Origin of the sequence: Nocardia amamiensis, from assembly GCF_015477605.1 — a bacterium.
In the GTDB taxonomy this organism is placed as follows: Bacteria; Actinomycetota; Actinomycetes; order Mycobacteriales; family Mycobacteriaceae; genus Nocardia; species Nocardia amamiensis_A.
Window position 1 is genome coordinate 305755 of record NZ_JADLQX010000001.1, and the last position, 16506, is coordinate 322260.

Annotated in this window: 15 protein-coding genes; 8 read left to right on the forward strand and 7 right to left on the reverse strand. The window is 68.1% G+C overall.

Annotated features, from left to right (window positions below):
- Window positions 1-83 precede the first annotated feature (83 nt).
- The 4 genes from IU459_RS01395 (at window position 84) to IU459_RS01410 (ending at window position 3622) form a co-directional block, all read left to right on the forward strand.
- The gene (locus IU459_RS01395; protein ID WP_195127573.1) at window positions 84-1880 is read left to right on the forward strand and encodes an ABC transporter substrate-binding protein/permease; all 1797 of its coding nucleotides are present in this window, start codon (window positions 84-86) and stop codon (window positions 1878-1880) included.
- Window positions 1881-2606, forward strand: a complete 726-nt coding sequence (locus IU459_RS01400; protein ID WP_195127574.1) for an amino acid ABC transporter ATP-binding protein — start codon at window positions 1881-1883, stop codon at window positions 2604-2606.
- Window positions 2607-2715: 109 nt separating this feature from the next.
- The gene (locus IU459_RS38295) at window positions 2716-3012 is read left to right on the forward strand and encodes a hypothetical protein (protein WP_228837167.1); all 297 of its coding nucleotides are present in this window, start codon (window positions 2716-2718) and stop codon (window positions 3010-3012) included.
- A gap of 205 nt (window positions 3013-3217) precedes the next feature.
- Entirely contained in the window at window positions 3218-3622 is a 405-nt protein-coding gene (locus IU459_RS01410) for a nitroreductase family deazaflavin-dependent oxidoreductase (RefSeq protein ID WP_195127576.1), read from the forward strand.
- A 53-nt stretch (window positions 3623-3675) separates the two neighbouring features.
- Here IU459_RS01410 and IU459_RS01415 read toward each other — a convergent pair whose 3' ends face one another.
- The 5 genes from IU459_RS01415 to IU459_RS01435 form a co-directional block, all read right to left on the reverse strand.
- Complete coding sequence (locus tag IU459_RS01415; protein WP_067477076.1) at window positions 3676-3888, reverse strand: hypothetical protein; 213 nt, start codon at window positions 3886-3888, stop codon at window positions 3676-3678.
- A gap of 213 nt (window positions 3889-4101) precedes the next feature.
- Entirely contained in the window at window positions 4102-5364 is a 1263-nt protein-coding gene (locus IU459_RS01420; protein WP_195127577.1) for a CHAT domain-containing protein, read from the reverse strand.
- Window positions 5361-6887, reverse strand: coding sequence for a tetratricopeptide repeat protein (locus IU459_RS01425; RefSeq protein WP_195127578.1), 1527 nt, complete (start codon window positions 6885-6887; stop codon window positions 5361-5363). Before IU459_RS01425 ends, IU459_RS01420 begins: the two co-directional genes overlap by 4 nt.
- A gap of 1 nt (window position 6888) precedes the next feature.
- Window positions 6889-7908 (reverse strand): hypothetical protein, encoded by a 1020-nt coding sequence (locus IU459_RS01430; protein ID WP_195127579.1) that lies wholly within the window; start codon window positions 7906-7908, stop codon window positions 6889-6891.
- A 79-nt stretch (window positions 7909-7987) separates the two neighbouring features.
- Window positions 7988-9352: a hypothetical protein gene (locus IU459_RS01435; protein ID WP_195127790.1), complete on the reverse strand. Its 1365-nt coding sequence runs from the start codon at window positions 9350-9352 to the stop codon at window positions 7988-7990.
- Window positions 9353-9524: 172 nt separating this feature from the next.
- On the opposite strand from IU459_RS01435, the gene IU459_RS01440 reads away from it, so the two are divergent.
- The 3 genes from IU459_RS01440 to IU459_RS01450 all read left to right on the forward strand — a co-directional run bounded on the left by IU459_RS01440 (window position 9525) and on the right by IU459_RS01450 (window position 13209).
- Window positions 9525-10058: a lipoprotein LpqH gene (locus IU459_RS01440; protein ID WP_195127580.1), complete on the forward strand. Its 534-nt coding sequence runs from the start codon at window positions 9525-9527 to the stop codon at window positions 10056-10058.
- Between the two features lie 97 nt (window positions 10059-10155).
- Window positions 10156-10956, forward strand: a complete 801-nt coding sequence (locus IU459_RS01445) for a hypothetical protein (RefSeq protein WP_195127581.1) — start codon at window positions 10156-10158, stop codon at window positions 10954-10956.
- A 189-nt stretch (window positions 10957-11145) separates the two neighbouring features.
- Window positions 11146-13209, forward strand: coding sequence for a PhoX family protein (locus tag IU459_RS01450; protein ID WP_195127582.1), 2064 nt, complete (start codon window positions 11146-11148; stop codon window positions 13207-13209).
- A gap of 124 nt (window positions 13210-13333) precedes the next feature.
- On the opposite strand, the gene IU459_RS01455 is transcribed toward IU459_RS01450, so the two are convergent.
- A complete protein-coding gene (locus IU459_RS01455) occupies window positions 13334-14086 on the reverse strand; it encodes a glycoside hydrolase family 25 protein (RefSeq protein WP_195127583.1) in 753 nt (250 codons plus the stop codon).
- Between the two features lie 150 nt (window positions 14087-14236).
- Entirely contained in the window at window positions 14237-15574 is a 1338-nt protein-coding gene (ggh, locus tag IU459_RS01460; RefSeq protein ID WP_195127584.1) for a glucosylglycerate hydrolase, read from the reverse strand.
- 229 nt (window positions 15575-15803) lie between these two features.
- On the opposite strand from ggh, the gene IU459_RS01465 reads away from it, so the two are divergent.
- A complete protein-coding gene (locus IU459_RS01465) occupies window positions 15804-16493 on the forward strand; it encodes an SDR family oxidoreductase (RefSeq protein WP_195127585.1) in 690 nt (229 codons plus the stop codon).
- The last annotated feature ends 13 nt before the right edge of the window (window positions 16494-16506 follow it).

Genomic DNA, 16506 nt, shown 5'->3' on the forward strand with positions numbered 1-16506 from the left:
CACCGCCTGGGGCAAGGATTCGCGCCGTAGCGCCCTCGGGGTAGCTCCGAAATAGCAAATTCCCGCCGCTAGGGTTGTCCGTCATGGCTGTTTTGCCCGTTGTGCGGTCTCGTGCGCTGATCGCCGTGATATTGCTTGCCGTCGGTCTGAGCGCGACGGCGTGCGGTTCCGGGTCGGACGACACGTCCACCGAGCGCAACCTCTGCGCACCGCCGGGCCTGGCCGCCGCGTCCGCCGCGCCCACCAATCTGGCCTCCTCGGCGACCGCGGGCACCGACCGATACACCACCGCGACGACCGTGCCGGTGACGTCGATCGACGTCTCGAAGCTCGGGCTGATCACGCCCGGCAAACTCAGCGTCGGCACGCTCTCGGACGCGCCGCCGAGCATCTGCGTCAACCGGCAGGGCACCTTCACCGGCTTCGACAACGAGCTGCTGAAGGCGATCGGCGCCAAGCTCGGTCTGCAAGTGGAGTTCTCCGGCACCGAGTTCGCCGGGCTTCTCGCCCAGGTGTCCGGCGGCCGTTTCGACGTCGGCTCGTCGAATATCACCACCACCGACGCGCGCCGCCAGCTGGTCGGTTTCACCAATGGCTACGATTTCGGCTACTTCTCCCTGGTGGTGCCGAACGGCAGTGCCATCAAAGGGTTTTCCGATCTCGGCCGCGCCACCAGGATCGCCGTGGTGCAGGGCACGGTGCAGGACGAGTTCGTGGTGAACCAGCTGCGCCTGAATCCGGTGAAGTTCCCGGACTACAACACCGCCTACGCCAACCTGAAGTCCGGCCAGGTGGACGCGTGGGTCGCGCCGTCCGCCCAGGCCGAAGGAGCGATCCAGCCCGGTGACGGTATCTCGGTGTCGCAGAATACCTTCAGCCTGGACAACTTCGTCGGCTACGCGGTCGCCAAGCACAACCAGCCGCTGATCGATGCGCTCAACAGCGGATTGGACGCGGTGATCGCCGACGGCACCTATGCCCGGCTCTACAGCGAGTGGGTGCCGAGGGAATTGCCGCCGGGCTGGAAGCCGGGTTCCAAGGCCGCGCCGACGCCGCAACTGCCGGACTTCGCCGCGCTCGCCGCGGACGAGCAGCAGGGCGACACCGAGCAGAACGCGCCGAAATCGACGGTGCAGCAATTGAAGGACACGTTCTTCGACTGGTCGTTGTATCGCAAGGCCTTTCCCGATCTGTTGCGGACCGGCTTGCCGAACACCTTGATCCTCGCGGTGGTTTCGGGTGCGCTGGGCACCCTGCTGGGCATGCTGCTCGCGGTCGCCGGAATTTCCCGTACGCGCTGGCTGCGCTGGCCCGCGCGGGTGTACACCGACATCTTCCGCGGACTGCCCGCCGTGGTGATCATCCTGCTGATCGGCCTCGGCGTCGGCCCGGTGGTGCGCACTCTCACCGGCAACAACCCGTACTGGCTCGGCGCCGTCGCACTCGCGTTGCTGGCCTCGGCCTATATCGGCGAGATCTTCCGCTCCGGTATCCAATCGGTCGAGGCGGGTCAGCTGGAAGCGGCGCGGGCGATCGGCTTCGGCTACCGGCAGGCGATGACTCTGGTGGTTATCCCCCAGGGCGTGCGCCGGGTGCTGCCCGCGCTGATGAACCAGTTCATCGCGCTGATCAAGGACTCCTCGCTGATCTACTTCCTTGGTCTGCTCGCCACCCAGCGCGAGCTGTTCGCGGTCGGTCGCGACCTCAACGCGCAGACCGGGAACCTCTCGCCGCTGGTCGCCGCCGGCCTGGCCTACCTGCTGCTGACCGTCCCGCTCACCCACCTGGTGAACTACATCGACCGCCGGATGCGCACCGGACGTCCCGACCGGCCGATCGATCCGATCGAGACCGCAACGATCACGGAAGGGCGCGGATAGATGAGTGCCTCCCTCACCGGTACCGGACTGCATCTGACGCTGGGGCACAACCATGTGCTGCGCGGCATCGATATCCACGTCGACGCGGGCAAGACCGCCACCGTCATCGGGCCGTCCGGCTCCGGCAAATCGACCCTGCTCCGGGTGCTGAACCGGCTGCACGAGCCGGACCAGGGCGACGTGCTGCTGGACGGCAAGTCCGTGCTCACCGAGAACCCGGACCGGCTGCGCCAGCGCATCGGCATGGTCTTCCAGCACTTCAACCTGTTTCCGCACAAGACTGTGGCGGAGAACGTCGCGCTCGGCCCGCGTAAGCTGCGCGGCCTGTCCAAAGACGAGGCCAGGGCACTGGCCATCGAACAGTTGGAGATCGTCGGATTGGCGGAGAAGGCAGACACCAGGCCCGCCAACCTCTCCGGCGGCCAACAGCAGCGGGTCGCGATCGCGCGGGCGCTGGCCATGCGGCCGGAGATCATGTTCTTCGACGAGGCCACCTCGGCGCTGGACCCGGAGCTGGTCAAGGGGGTACTCGCCCTGATGACCGACCTCGCCTCCGGCGGCATGTCGATGATCGTGGTGACGCACGAGATGGGTTTCGCGCGCACGGTATCCGATGGCGTGGTCTTCATGGACCGAGGGCAGGTCGTGGAGACCGGCTCGCCCGACGCGCTGTTCGACAACCCGCAGACGCCGCGGTTGCAGAGGTTCCTCTCCCAGGTGCTGTGAGCAGCGCCCGCCCTGCCAGCACACTGAGGGCCATTTTGATTAATGCGCATCTGCTAATGTATTGAGCATCACGATTCCAGCTATCCGATCAAGGAAAGAGGGAAATTCGATGACCACAGCGCATGCGCAGCACACCGGCCACGAGCACGTCCACGGCCCGGACTGCGGCCACACCGCCTTCCAGCACGGCGATCACACCGACTACGCCCACGACGGTCACCTCCATCGCGAACACCAAGGTCACTACGACGAATGCGAGCCGTCCGGGCACGTCGAGTGCACCGACCACCCGCATCGGCACGGTCCCGACTGCGGCCACGAGGCCGTCCAGCACGGCGACCACGTCGACTACATCCACGACGGTCACCGCCACGCTGCCCACGACGGTCACTTCGACGAGCACTGACCCATCGCTTACCCCGGTCCGGTAAGGCTGGTGATCGACGAACACGAGATTCGCGCTGCGGGTTCCCTCAGGTGATGATCCGGCACCGGCTCGCCCATCGCGGCTGAACGCACAGGTCGCGACGCTGATCCGCGCGTTTCCCGGACGCGGCGCGCGTCCAGGGGGAAAGCTGAGCCTGGTCCACCACATCCGAGGGAGGTGAACCATGGACGTCAAGGAAATCAATCGTCGAACGATCGCTCAGTTCCGTGCGGGCGGCGACATCGAGGGTATGCGTCGCGACCGCTTGGTCCTGCTGACCACGACCGGTCGCCGCTCCGGCGCCCCGCACACCACCCCGATGATGTTCCACCGCGACGGCGACCGCCTCTTGGTCGTGGGCTCCAACGTCGGCGCTCTGAAGCACCCGGACTGGTACCTGAACCTGCGGAACAATCCGCACGTCACCGTCGAGGTGGGCGAGGAGACCTATCCCGCGCTGGCCACCCCGCTCACCGGTGACGACCGCGCTGTTACCTGGGCCATGCTCAAGAACACCTACCCGTTCTTCGCCGAGCACGAAATGAACACCTCGCGTGTCATCCCGGTGGTCGCGCTGACTCGGGCGTAACGCGGACCTTCAGCCGCCTGTCCGCGAAGGCGACGATCGCCGATCATGCTCGGTCAGTTCGGGCGCGCCGATGTCTCGCCACGGTTGCTCGCGGCGATTTCGAGCAGCGTCATCAGGTTGCCCGGGTCCACGGGCTCGATGACTCCCTCCGGAACTGCCAATTCGGCGAGGTGATGGCCGGTGGGACGCAGCGGAGGGGCGTGGTCGGGCTGTCCGAGGATGGTGGCGATGTTCCCGTCGGTGTCGTAGACGGCGTAGTAACGCATGAGCTGGCTCCTCAGTGGCCGGTCGAGACGGTCATCCGAATGGTGTAGCTACTCCTGGTCAGAACACGCTGTGGCTGAAGGAGTCCGAGCCTAGCTGGCTCCGGCTCCAAATGGTGCCGTCTACGAATTCAGGTGCGCATGAGTAACGGGTTACCCGCTTTCGTCCGACTTTTGCGTCCGCGATGCAGGTAGAGCGGTCTACGGAAACATGATCTATAGTTTGCTGGCACACACTGTCGCGAACGCCGACCAGAGCACCGGCGAGTGCTCGATTCCGCCGGTGTCGCGCCAAGCGGCCAGTCGGTCGCGCTGCCAATCGGCGAGCGCGGACACCGGATCGGGCTGTTCGTGTGCCGCGTCGATGGCGCAGATGGCCTGCTGGAGCGGGTGGGCTTCAGGCGGCGCGCCCGCGATGCGCTGGAAGGCGAGGTCGGTCGGCAGCGCCCACCTGCTCGCGGTGACCAGTTCGGCGCCGCCGCTGATCATCGCGGTGGTCAGGCCGAGCGCTTCGCTGAATCGCAGGTCTCCGCCGCTTTCACAAGCGATCAGCGCCACCCGGCTCGGGATCGGCCATAGTTGCGGCCCGGCGACGGGAGACGGGTCGATCGTGTGTGTGCCCAGCAGCAGATCCTTTGCCGACAACGGCCGGTGCGTCCGGGTGGGTTCGGCGAAGCCGACGGCATCGGCCGTGCAGGCAAGGTGCAGCTCGGCGTCCTCACTGCGGCCGGATTCCGGCGCGGCCGCGGTGACGTGCCCGACATAGATCATGCGGCCCGCCCCCGCGCGCAAGGTGGCGCCGAGCCAGGCGCGGTCGACATCGGTGCGGCGGAAGACCTCGACCGGGTCCTCGACCGCGGGCCGCAACCTGCCACTTCTGGCATAGTCCGCGATGCGCTGCGCGAGTGGGGCGCCGGCCGTCATGCGGCCGAGCACCGAGCCCAGCGTCGAATCGGAGCGGAACCCGGGGACCCGTGGGTCCAGCACCGCGACGACCGGACTCGTCCGTGTCCGCGTCCATTCGCGCGCGATGCGCCCTGGCGCCTGCACAACGCTCGCCGGGGCGAGCAGGCTGACCTCCGCGATGTCGATCAACCGGAGGTCGCGGTCCGGCGCGATCAACTCCCACGGCACCTGCGCGACGCGCGGTGACGGTTGCAGCCGGATATGCGGACGCACGCCGCGCTGCCACAGTTCGTAGAGCTGAGCCGCCAGGCCGTAGGGCAGCAGCGCCCGGGAAAGCTCCTGCGCGACAGCGTATTCGCGCTCATAGTCGGCGAAGGCTCCGGTGGTCAGCGCGCGTTCCAGGCCACCGGGCTCGCCGGGCCGTGGCAGCGCGTCGGCGAGCAGGCTCACCGCTCGCATGGCGGCTTCCTCCGGAAGCATGCTCGCGCCACGCTCGGCACTGTCGCCGACCCACCGCCACGACACGTACACATCTCCCGCGTCCGCCATGCGGACGACCACTGTCGGCGTCATATCGTCAGTACCCGATCGTCGCGGATCACCCGGCCGTAGCGCTGTTCGGCGGCGGTGATGAACGGTGCGAGCGCGATCCGGCCTTCCGCGGCCAGCGCGAGGCGCGGCGGTGGCGCGACCGGCAGACCGGCGCCGGCCGCGACGTCGGCGAGTGCGGCGCCCAGCTGCAGTGCGGCGCTGCCGGGATGGTCGTCGAACTCCGGCGGTGCTTCGAACAATGCGAGCGGCAGCCGCGCAGGACGGTCGCGGTCGGAGCGGTCGATTGCCAAGGTGGTTCCCGCGCATTGCGTTTCGATGAGATCGGCGAGCAGTGGCCCGTTGCCGGACAGGTAGGCGAACCGGAACGCCAACCGCATGGCGGGGTCGGCGATCTGGCGGTTCCACTGCTCGCGCTGGGTGCCGTTGGGCAGGGTGCAGCGCACGGCGTCGATGGCCAGGGCGGCGGGAACGGCGAGGCCGATCGCGTGCGCGAGCATTTCCGCGGGCGGCGCCTCGGTGGCGGCGATCGCGTCGTCCAGGAGCGTCGCATGCCAGAAATCGAGCTGGGCGCAGTGCAGTCCGAGACCGCGCTCGGCGTAGGTCGCGAACGCCGTGGCGAGCAGCTCCTCGCACTCGGCGGGCCGCCCGGTCTTGAACGCCACCGTGGACAGCCGGATGCGCAGGTCGGCCGCGTCCAGCACGGCGCCGGACTCGATGAAGTAGGCCAAGGCCCGGTCATAGCAGTCCTGGGCGCTCGCGAGATCGCCGCGGCCCTCGGCGAGGAACCCCATCGTCTTGAGCCCGATCCCGGCTCGATAGCCCAGGCCGGCGCGCTCGAAGTACTCCTGACTCGAGCGCAGCGGAGTCTCCGCTTCGTCGTACCGCTCGACGCGAACCAGCATGGTCGCCAGGTTCTGTTGGGTCTCGGCGACCGCGTTGCGGTCGTCCACCGACGCGAACGCGGCCAGCGCCTGCTGCGCGAAATCAATGGCCAGATCGCGGCGTCCGGTCTCGAAGTAGGTCGCGGCGAGGTTCATCAACGGATGGCCGGCCAGTTGCGGTGCGAAACGCCGTGCCGCCGCCAGCGATTCGGTGGCCAGCTCGGCGGCGTAGGCCCAGTTCTGGCGGTGCAGTGCGACCGCGGTCAACGACAGCAGGCAGGCCACGCGGAGCACGCCGAGGTCACTGTCGGTGTTGTCGGCGAGCAACGCCCGCGCCTGCTCCAGCGCCTGTTGCGCCTCGTCGAGCGCACCGAGATGCTGTAGTGCCTGCGACATGTTGACCAGTGCGTTCGGGCGCAATCGCGGTGCGTGGTCGGGCATTTCGGCCAGCGCCGCACGATAGAGAGCGAGCGAGGCGGTGTGGTCGCCGAGTTCGTCGGCCATGCTGGCCGCGTTGATGATCGCGCCGAGCCGGATGTCGCCGGTGGTCTTGTCCGCGGCGTCCTCGAAGAGGCGCTTGGCCTCCGCCGTGTCACCGCGAGCATAGGCGGCGGCACCCACGGCGAGCAGTTCGCGACCGTCGTCCGGAGTCTCGCCGGTCATGTCAGAAGTCCGAATCCGACGCGGCGGCAGCGATTTCGGCGAGCAATGGGCGTTCGACGGGATTGTCCGCCGCATCGATTGTGCGGCGTAGCCGCGCCATGACCAGCGCACGGATCCGGGCGCGACGGTTTACGTCGTCCGGTTCCGGCTCGTCCACGCCGACGCCCGGCACGTAGATTTCCACGGCCACACCCGACTCCGATCCGGCCGGTGCGGCTGTCTCCGCCTGCCAGAGTTCGCCGTCGCGAATCAGAGGCACGTCGACCGCGCCGGCGCCCTGGATGCGGGCACGAGGATGCAGGTGCGCTGGGACATCCACCGCCGACAGCGGCGCGGCGACCGCGCTGACCCGCACGATCGTCGTGCCCGCGTCGCGCATCACTTCCCAGGACACGGCGCGCTCCGAGGCGTCGAGCAAGCCCGGTGGGCAGCGACGCCAGTCCCAGCCCGCGGTGCCCCTGGCCGAGACCAGGGCGCCGGGTGCGACCGTTGCGACCGGTCCCGCGGCCAGCGCGAAGTCCTCCGCGCGGCCCAGGGTCTCAGCGCCGCTGGGTCTCTCGTCCAGTGCGTCCGCTCCGTCGACGATCAGCTCGCATTCCTCGCTCAACGCGGCGATTTCGTCCTCCAGCAGGTGCTCGTCCAGCGGGGCGATGCCATCCAGGGTGGAGGCCGGCCACCAGCGCGCCGCCCAGCGGGCATAGCCGAGCCGCCAAATGCGTGCCGCGAGGTCCGGCAAAGCGGGCTGCGCGGTGTATTCGCTTGTGTCCTGGTCGGATTCGTCGAGAGCGAGGGCTACCTCCTCGCCGTAAATCGCCCAGACCCATTCCTGGGCGAGCAAACGGTCATCGATCACCGCGGCCGGGGTCGCGTGCCCGGCGAGCAGGCTCCAGGTCAGATGTCCACCCGCCACTTCGAGTACCAGCACGTCGATTCCGGCCGTGCCGTCCACGACGGTGGGCGCGCCTTCGGGCGCGATGATCCACAGTCCGCCGCGATACCGGATCCGTACGGTCGTGCTCATGACTGCGCCTCGCTGGCGCTCGCCTCCGTCATGACCACGAACGTGGCTGCGTTGATTGTTCGCTCGCTACGCTCGCTCATCAGCTCGCCTTCGATTCCGTCGCGTCCGGCTCGCCCGCTTGCACACTGAGTGCCCGTTTGACTCGCGTGCGATGGTCGAGGATGACCGAACGCGCCACGCCGTCGAGCAGATCCCACAGCTCGTCCGGGTCGTATATCGCGTACTCCCGGACATCCCTGCCGTGCAGGCGAACCCACAGGCGCCGCAAGTAGGGCCGCCACGGTGTGGTCAGCTCGGCGGCAATGGCGGCCAGCGGCCCGGCCGGCGGTTCGGAGGTATCGGCGCTCACCACCAGCCGACGGGCCTGCAGCACATACGCCTCCCGCTGCCAGCGGCCGTTGATCACCTGGTGCGCGGTGGATTGCGTTGCGGTCGTGCTGGTTTCGGCCAGACGCAGACGTGGTTGACCCACTGCTCGCCGGTGCCGCTGATCAATCGGCGCCAATCCGAGCGCCAGCGTCGTCCCCGCCGTCGCCGCGACTCGCAACGACTCGTCCAACAGCGCCCACGGCGCACAACTCCTGGCGATCTCGGCGTCCACCAGCTCCGGAATCGGCGGCAGCTCGGCGCGGTCGCTGGACGCCTGCAGGACGGTGAACACGCGCTCGTAGACGGTGCGATCGAACGGAAGTCCCAGGGTCGATTTCGAGGCCGAGGCGCCGATCTCCGGCCGCGGCGGCACCGGATGCGCGGTGAGCCCGAGGTCCCGCGCGGAGGGCGCGGATTCGTTCTGCCACAGCCGGATTCCCGTGTGAGTTCCGGCGTGTCCGCCGATCAGCCGATCCAGCGCGGGCTGCGCCGCGGGCGCGTCCCGGCCGAGTCGTGCGGCGGCGCAGGCTTCCAGCAGGGCGTCCACCTCGGCGGAGTGGTCGCCGCCGGACGGGTTGGCCAGCGGGCGCCGCCGCCAAGCGAGGTCGAGCAGGCCGGTCAGCTCCGGTCCCGTGGTGTGGTCGTTCAGGTACTCCTTCAGCGCTTGGGTGGTGCGTCCCGCGGTGTACTCGTGGATCTCGCGCAGCACGGCCCCGGCGATGGCAGTTCCCCGCGCCGGATCCGGCATGCCGGATGTGGTCGCCAGCTCGAAGCAGCGCTGAAAGTACAGATCCTGCGGATGCCCCTCGGTGATCCGCAGCGCCCGCCGCACCTGTTTGAGCACCGTGAACCAGGCCGCCGTCGCGCGCAGCACGTCGGCCGCGGCCTGGATGCGCGCTTCGAGCAGCACCGCGCCGTCGGCCGTCAGAATCGGCCCAGCGCACACCGGATGCTGCACGGGCCGGATCACCAGCGGGTCGAGCACGAGCTTCACAGTGCGGCGCAGCGGACCGCCGTGTGGGCCGCTGAGCGGTTCGACGCCGTCGAGCCTGCGCCACACCTCGTCGAGCACCATGGCGCGCGGTCGTCGCATTCGACCAGGTTAATGGATATTCCGTGGACCGCGCCTCCGGGAAACCTGGGATCGGTAGGGCGCGAAGCGTTCCTAGTTTTCTCTCATCGGCTCCACACCGCGGGCCGAAGAAAACGAAACCGGGCGCCGTGCCCACGAACCACAAGGACAGACCATGAACACCATCCGTTTCGCCTCCGCCGCTCTCGCCGCGTCCGCCGCCGTCGCGCTGCTCGTCACCGGATGCAGCGATGACGCGAGCAGCTCGCCCGCCGCGCCCGCCCCTTCCTCGGCGAAGCCGGGTCCGGCGGCCCCTGCGGGCAAGTCGATCGCGTCGGTCGACGGCAAGGCGCTCGAGGCCAAGTTCACCACCACCTGCGCCAAGCAGGGCGGCACGCTGGCGCTCGCGCTGACCGACACCGACAACGCCGGCTACGGCAACCTCTCGGTGAGCGCGACGATCACCGACGCCGACACCGTGCAGGCGGTCGCGATCGCGGGCAGCAAGGGCGGCGACAACGGCCTGCCCTACGCGGTCGGGTTCGGCAACGGCATGCCCGGCGGCTCGGCCAAGGTGGTCAAGGACGGCAACACCTACAAGGTCACCGGCGAGGGTGTGGGCGCCCCCGACCTGACCAACCCGCTGGCGGGGCCGAAGACGTCGAAGTTCGACATCACCTTCGCCTGCTCGTCCATCGTCGGCGCCTGATCGCCGCATGTCCCCGATCCGCACCCGTCATCCCGGTTCCGCACCGGGATGACGGGTGGCGGCGAATCCCGAAACACCTCATCCCCGAAGGAATGTCATGAAAAAGGTCCGCCTCATCGCCCTCGCCCTCGGTGCCGCAGCGATCGGCTACTACGTCTATCACGCGGTGACCTACGTGCCCACGAGCGAATGGGAGCCCGCCGGGATGGGCTGGCTCGGCTTCGAGATGGCGCTGCCGATTCTCGCGTTCACGCTGGTACCGCTGGTCTTCACGCTCACGGATGAAGGTGTTGCCGCCGGGTTCACCCGCCGCAACAGCGCCCGGTTCCGCGACGGGCGCACGGGGCTGGGCACGGTCCAGTCGGTGCGCGAGACCGGGCTGACCGTGAACGACCAGCCGCAGGTCCGCATCGAGTTCAGCGTCGAGGGCGCGGACGGCAAGACCTTCGACTCGTCGGCAAAGCTCATCGTGCCGCTCACCGAGCTGGCCCTGCTGCGTCCCGGCGTGGTGCTGCCGGTGCGCTACCTGCCCGATCGGACCGACAAGGTGGAGGTCGACCTGTCCGGCGACGCGTCCGCCGCGCAGCACGCGATCAACGAGTCGCTGATCCGCAAGGGCATCACCACCCGGCACAAGCTCGACATCGCCGAACGCGGCATCGCCACCCAGGCGGTGGTGCAATCGCTGTCGGTCACCGGCACGATCCGCGACGGTTACTCCGAGGTCGAACTCGGTCTGGTGGTCACCCGGCCGGACGGATCGACCTTCGCCACCCGGGTGACGAAGTTCCTCGCCCCTGGCAATGTCGGACAGGTGCAGATGGGTCGCGTCGTACAAGCGCACTATCTGCCCGAGAACGAGAGCGAGGTCGTCATCGCCCTTCCGGTGAACGTCTAGTGGCCCCCTCACCTATCCGCCAGTGGGAATGCCGCGTCGATTCCGAATATCGAATCGACGCGGCATTCGCTTTGCGCGATAGCCGGGCAATTTGAGGGTTACCTAATTGGGCGGCTGTTCACTTTGCCTTCTTTTCCGGATGGTCCAGATGGTCTACCGTGCGCCCGTCGGCCAAACCCAGGAGTCACCGTGAGTCTTCAGCCACTCGCCCTTTTCGTGAAGCACGACGGCCAGTCGTCGCGCGCCGCCGTGACGTGTGAGTACAAGTGCGCGAACGCGTGCTTCCACGAGGCGCCCAACACCTCTGCCGGTACCTACTTCGGTGACATCGTCAGCTCCCTGAACCGGCGCGGCCTGATCAAGGGCGGTGCGGCCGCGGTGCTCGCGGTCGGCGCGGGCAGCGTGCTCGCGGCCTGCGGCGACGACGAACCGGCCCCGGCGGGATCCACGAAGCCGGCAGGGCCGCCCGGAACCGGCACCGACTTCACCGCCGTCGCACCGAACAAGGAAGACGCCGTCGTGATCCCCGACGGCTACGAGCAGTCCGTAGTGATCCGCTGGGGTGACCCGCTGTTCCCGGACGCGCCCGCCTTCGACTTCGACAAGCAGACCGCCGCCGCGCAGGCCAAGCAGTTCGGCTACAACAACGATTTCGCCGCCCTGCTGCCGATCGAGGGCCAGGCCAACGGCTACCTGCTCGTGGTCAACCACGAGTACACCACCGGCCCGCACATGTTCCCCGGCTACAACAAGGACGCGCCGACCGAAGAGCAGATCGCGATAACCATGGCCGCGCACGGCTTGACCGTGGTCGAGGTCAAGGGCGAATCGGGTTCGGGCAAGCTGGCTCCGGTCTTCGGCAAGTACAACCGCAGGATCACCGCGACCACCGAGTTCAAGCTGACCGGTCCCGCCGCGGGCAGCGATCTGGTGAAGACCTCGGCCGACCCGACCGGCACCAAAGTCCTCGGTACCTTCGCCAACTGTGCCGGTGGACTCACGCCTTGGGGCACAGTGCTTTCCGGTGAGGAGAACTTCAACGGCTACTTCGCCAACGGCGACAAGGTGGCCGACCCCGCCGTCACCGCCAAGCTGAAGCGCTACGGTCTCGTCGCGGGCAAGACCGCCAACCAGTGGGAGCGCGCGGACAAGCGCTTCGACCTGGCGCAGGAACCCAACGAGGCCAACCGGTTCGGGTACGTGGTGGAGATCGACCCGTGGGATCCGAACTCGACGCCGATCAAGCACACCGCGATGGGGCGGCTCAAGCACGAGGGCGCCAACATCTACGTCACGCAGAACGGCGAGGTCGTCTCTTACACCGGCGACGACGAAAAGTTCGACTACATGTACAAATTCGTGTCCTCACGCAAGGTGCAGCCGGGCACCGGCGCGTCCAGCATGCGGCACAACCTGACCATTCTGGACGCGGGCACGCTGTACGTCGCGAAGCTCACCGGCGACCACCCGGACAAGATCGACGGCACCGGCGCCAAGCCGTCGGACAAGGGGTTCACCGGCACCGGCCAGTGGATTCCGCTGCTCGAAACCGGTGCCGACGGCAAGGGCAAGTCGCTGGTCGAGGGCATGAGTGCCGAAGAGGTCGCGGTCTTCACCCGGCTGGCGGCCGACAAGGTCGGCGCCACCAAGATGGACCGCCCGGAGGACTTCGAGGCCAACCCCTACACCGGCAAGGTGTACGTCGCGCTGACCAACAACGACAATCGCGGCGCGGAAGGCAAGCAGGGCCCCGACGAGGCGAACCCGCGCAAACTCAACAAGAACGGCCAAGTGCTGGAGATCGACGACAACCACACCGGCACCACCTTCACCTGGTCGCTCCTGCTGGTCTGCGGTGATCCCGCGGCCGCGGACACGTACTTCGCGGGTTACGACAAGTCCAAGGTCAGCCCGATCTCCTGCCCGGACAACCTCGCCTTCGACCCGTACGGCAACCTGTGGATCTCCACCGACGGCAATGCCCTGAAGTCGAACGACGGCTTGTTCTCCGTGGTGCTCGACGGCCCGAATCGTGGCCAGACGAAACAGTTCCTCACCGTCCCGCGCGGCGCGGAGACCTGCGGCCCGGTGGTCACGGAGTCGCGGGTGATCGTCTGCGTCCAGCACCCCGGCGAAGCCGACGACGCGACACCGGAGAGCCCCCTCTCGCACTGGCCCGACGGCGGCACGGCTCAGCCGCGCCCTTCGGTCGTGGCAGTGTGGAAGAAGAACGGCGGCCGAATCGGCGCGTGACACCTCAGCCGCGACCGGCCCCTTGCAACCACGGCCGTTCCCTCCGCGGCTTTCCCCATAGGTGGAGCCGCTACTCGACTGGGCGGGTAGCGGCTCCACCTCCCGCACTCACCCCGAAGTGCGGTCAGCCACTTCCGGTGAGGCCACGCATGTTCGCGAAGCGGGCGAGGTCGCCTTGGGCGCCGCTGTAGACGTTGAGGTCGACGCGGCCCGCGATGCCGGGGATCGTGCCGCGGTCGGTTGTCTGCCAGAACGTCCAAGTCGGCCAACCGCCGGGGACTTCGGGCTGGGGGTTGCCGCGATAGTCGGCGATCCACAGCGGGTACCGGGTGAACTCGGCGGTGTCGGCCATCGCCGTGCGCCAGAAGCTGGGATAGGTGTAGATGATCGGGACACGGCCGGTGAGGGCTTGCACGGTGGCCAGGTACCGGCGAGTCCAGTCGATCAGCGCGGGCGGCGCGAGCCCGCCGGAATCCTCGAGATCGAGCACCGGCGGCAGGTCGAGTGGACCGTTCTGCCCGAGCGCCACCGTCGCGTACATCGCGGCCTGCGGTTCGGGCGGCAAAGCGGGCCGGGCGTAATGGTAGGTTCCGCGCGCCATACCCGCGGCGAACATCAGCAGGCTGTCGGTCACGAAGTACGGGTTGACGTAGCTGAGCCCTTCGGTGGCCTTGACCATGGCGAAGTCGTGCCCCGCTCGCTTGACGGCGAGCCAGTCGATCATGCGCCCGTCGGGGTGCTGCCAGGACGACACATCGGGGCCGGTCGGCACGGCGGCCGCTATCTGGCCAGTAGCTGTGTGAATGCCTGTTGGTATGGCAAGAGATAGCGCAATGCCGAGGCAGCGTAGGGCTGAAGTCAACAATGGGCTCTTCATGCCGTTCGACGTTAGCCAGCTGTGGCTGATGTGGTTATTGATACAGGTGTGAAAGTTGCCAAATATTAACTATGCCGACGTCGGCGAAACGCGAATCTCGCGCAACCAACTGGTATGGCGCAAAACCCGGAGAGGCCAGGAGCTGCCGACTCATCCGAGCCAATCCAGGACGGACGCCGCCGTCCAGGACTGCTGCATGCTGCCGAGCGGTTCACCGGTGAACGGCTCGTAGTATTCGGCGAAGGCGCCGTCGCTGGCCTGGCGCAGACCCTCGGCGCGCAGCATGAACGAGCGCTCCGCCCAGCCTCGCCTGGCGAAGACCCAGGAGAACAGCCAGCTCATCACCGGCCACACCGGTCCGCGCCAATACTCGCGGGACCGGAAATCCTTGGAGACCGGCGAGGTCGACGGCGGCAGCGCGTAGCGCAGATCCGGGTGCCCGCAGAAGCGTGGTCCCTCGAACAGTCGCAGCAGGCTGCGCTCGGTGTCGCGGGGCAACCCGCCGCACAGCAGGGGTGCGAACATCGAGAGGGTCTCGGTGTTGATCCACCGCCGCAACCGCACGTCGAAGTCGCGCGCGGCGCCGGTGCGGGCGTCGGTGGTCGCGATGACGCCCGCGCGAAAGCGGTCGGCCCACGCGTACAGGTCGCGCACGTCGGCGTTGGGCTGCTTGTACTCCTCGCCGATATTCGCCAGGACCTCGCAGGCCAGCGAGAAGATGCCGGTGACGAACACGTCCTCGACGGCGAAGCTCATGGACGAGGCGAGCTGGTAGTCGTCGTAGCCGGCGCGGCGCATCTGCTCGACCAGCCATAGATAGCGGTCGTACTCGCGGTCGGTCGGACGCTGGCTCGGATCGGAGATCACCAGCACGTCCTCGCGGCGGTACGGCGGCAGGTCGCCGGGGACCACGTTCTCGTAGGCGCGGTCCCACCGCGGCGAGTTGTCCATCCCGGACTCCCAGCCGTGATACAGCGTGATCCGGCCGGTCTCCTTCGGATCGCGGGCATGCGCCAGCCAGCGGTGCCAGCGCACCAGATCCGGCCACCGCCGGTTGAGGAACTCCTCGGCCACCGACCGGGTACTGCGCCCGTGCCTGCGCGAATGATCCAGAATCCGCTGCACGGCGATGGCGTGGACCGGCGGCTGCATGATGCCGGACGTGTCCGGGCCGTCCGGTGCGTTCGCGGCCAGCTTGCGGCACTCCCAGCGGGCCGGGCCGGGAAAGTAGCCGTCCACGCCGTTGGCGAAGACGATGTGCGGAATCATCCCGTTCTTCCACTGGGCCGAAAGCAGCGTGTCCAGCTCGACCACCGCACGCTCGACGCTGAGCGGAGCCAGTCCCACCGCGACGAACGCCGCGTCCCAGCTCCACATGTGGGGGTACAGCCGTGGCGCCGCGGTGGTCATCGTGCCCAGGTCGTTCCCGCGCAGCAGGTAGGCAGCGCGGGCCGCGAGCTGGGTTGGGGTGAAGCCCGGGTGTGCCATCCCCCTATTCTGCGATGTCACCCGCAGATATGCCCGCTCAGCGGTGTCCGTTTCGGCCCCGTCCCATCGGCCCGCGGCCGGCTCGTCTTCGGCGGTTCTCAATCTCGAATGCCCCATCCCGTGATCGCTGCTCGAGAATTGTCAGTCGACTTATGCCTGCGTCGCTAGTCCTTCATCCAGTGCTACGGGTTTTTACGCCTTCCTTCCACCGCCGGTTACGGTGGGGCCCATGACCTCCGCCGCGACCGCCGAACCGACCGCGTTGATCACCGGCGCCAGCCGTGGGCTCGGCGCAGCCATCGCCCGCGAACTCGCACCGACGCATGACCTGCTGCTCGGCGCCCGATCGGCGGATTCGCTGCGCGGCATTCTGGCGGAGCTGCCCGCCGCCACGGGCTGGCCGGTCGACTTGACCGATTATCCCGCGGTCGCCGCGGCGACCGCGCCGATTCAGCGGCTGAATGTGCTGGTGCACAACGCCGGTATCGCCGACTTGGGTACCGTCGCGGACTCAACGGTCCAGCAATGGCGAAACACCCTGGAAGCCAACCTGATCGCCGTTGCGGAGCTGACCAGGTTGCTGCTTCCCGCGCTGCGGGCGGGCAACGGACATGTGGTGTTGATCAACTCGGGCGCCGGGCTGCGGGCGAACGCGGGCTGGGCCTCGTACGCCGCGAGCAAGTTCGGGCTGCGCGCGTTCGGCGACGCCCTGCGGCTGGAAGAACCCGATCTGCGCGTGACGTCGATTCATCCGGGTCGCATCGATACCGACATGCAGCGCGAGATCATCGCGGGGGAGGGCCGCGAGTACCGGCCTGAGGAGTTCCTCACACCGGAGACGGTGGCGTACGCGGTGCGCGCCGCCATCGACACCCCGCGGGACGCGCATCCCACCGAGATCGTGCTGCGGCCGTACTGATCGCCTGTCCCTG

Coding starts and splice junctions, on each gene's coding strand:
- IU459_RS01430 (WP_195127579.1), bottom strand. CDS start 7,908: ATGAGCACGACCGTACGGATCCGGTATCGCGGCGGACTGTGGATCATC.
- ggh (WP_195127584.1), bottom strand. CDS start 15,574: ATGGCACACCCGGGCTTCACCCCAACCCAGCTCGCGGCCCGCGCTGCC.
- IU459_RS01425 (WP_195127578.1), bottom strand. CDS start 6,887: ATGACCGGCGAGACTCCGGACGACGGTCGCGAACTGCTCGCCGTGGGT.
- IU459_RS01465 (WP_195127585.1), top strand. CDS start 15,804: ATGACCTCCGCCGCGACCGCCGAACCGACCGCGTTGATCACCGGCGCC.
- IU459_RS01435 (WP_195127790.1), bottom strand. CDS start 9,352: ATGGTGCTCGACGAGGTGTGGCGCAGGCTCGACGGCGTCGAACCGCTC.
- IU459_RS01420 (WP_195127577.1), bottom strand. CDS start 5,364: ATGACGCCGACAGTGGTCGTCCGCATGGCGGACGCGGGAGATGTGTAC.
- IU459_RS01415 (WP_067477076.1), bottom strand. CDS start 3,888: ATGCGTTACTACGCCGTCTACGACACCGACGGGAACATCGCCACCATC.
- IU459_RS01440 (WP_195127580.1), top strand. CDS start 9,525: ATGAACACCATCCGTTTCGCCTCCGCCGCTCTCGCCGCGTCCGCCGCC.
- IU459_RS01395 (WP_195127573.1), top strand. CDS start 84: ATGGCTGTTTTGCCCGTTGTGCGGTCTCGTGCGCTGATCGCCGTGATA.
- IU459_RS01455 (WP_195127583.1), bottom strand. CDS start 14,086: ATGAAGAGCCCATTGTTGACTTCAGCCCTACGCTGCCTCGGCATTGCG.
- IU459_RS01445 (WP_195127581.1), top strand. CDS start 10,156: ATGAAAAAGGTCCGCCTCATCGCCCTCGCCCTCGGTGCCGCAGCGATC.
- IU459_RS38295 (WP_228837167.1), top strand. CDS start 2,716: ATGACCACAGCGCATGCGCAGCACACCGGCCACGAGCACGTCCACGGC.
- IU459_RS01400 (WP_195127574.1), top strand. CDS start 1,881: ATGAGTGCCTCCCTCACCGGTACCGGACTGCATCTGACGCTGGGGCAC.
- IU459_RS01410 (WP_195127576.1), top strand. CDS start 3,218: ATGGACGTCAAGGAAATCAATCGTCGAACGATCGCTCAGTTCCGTGCG.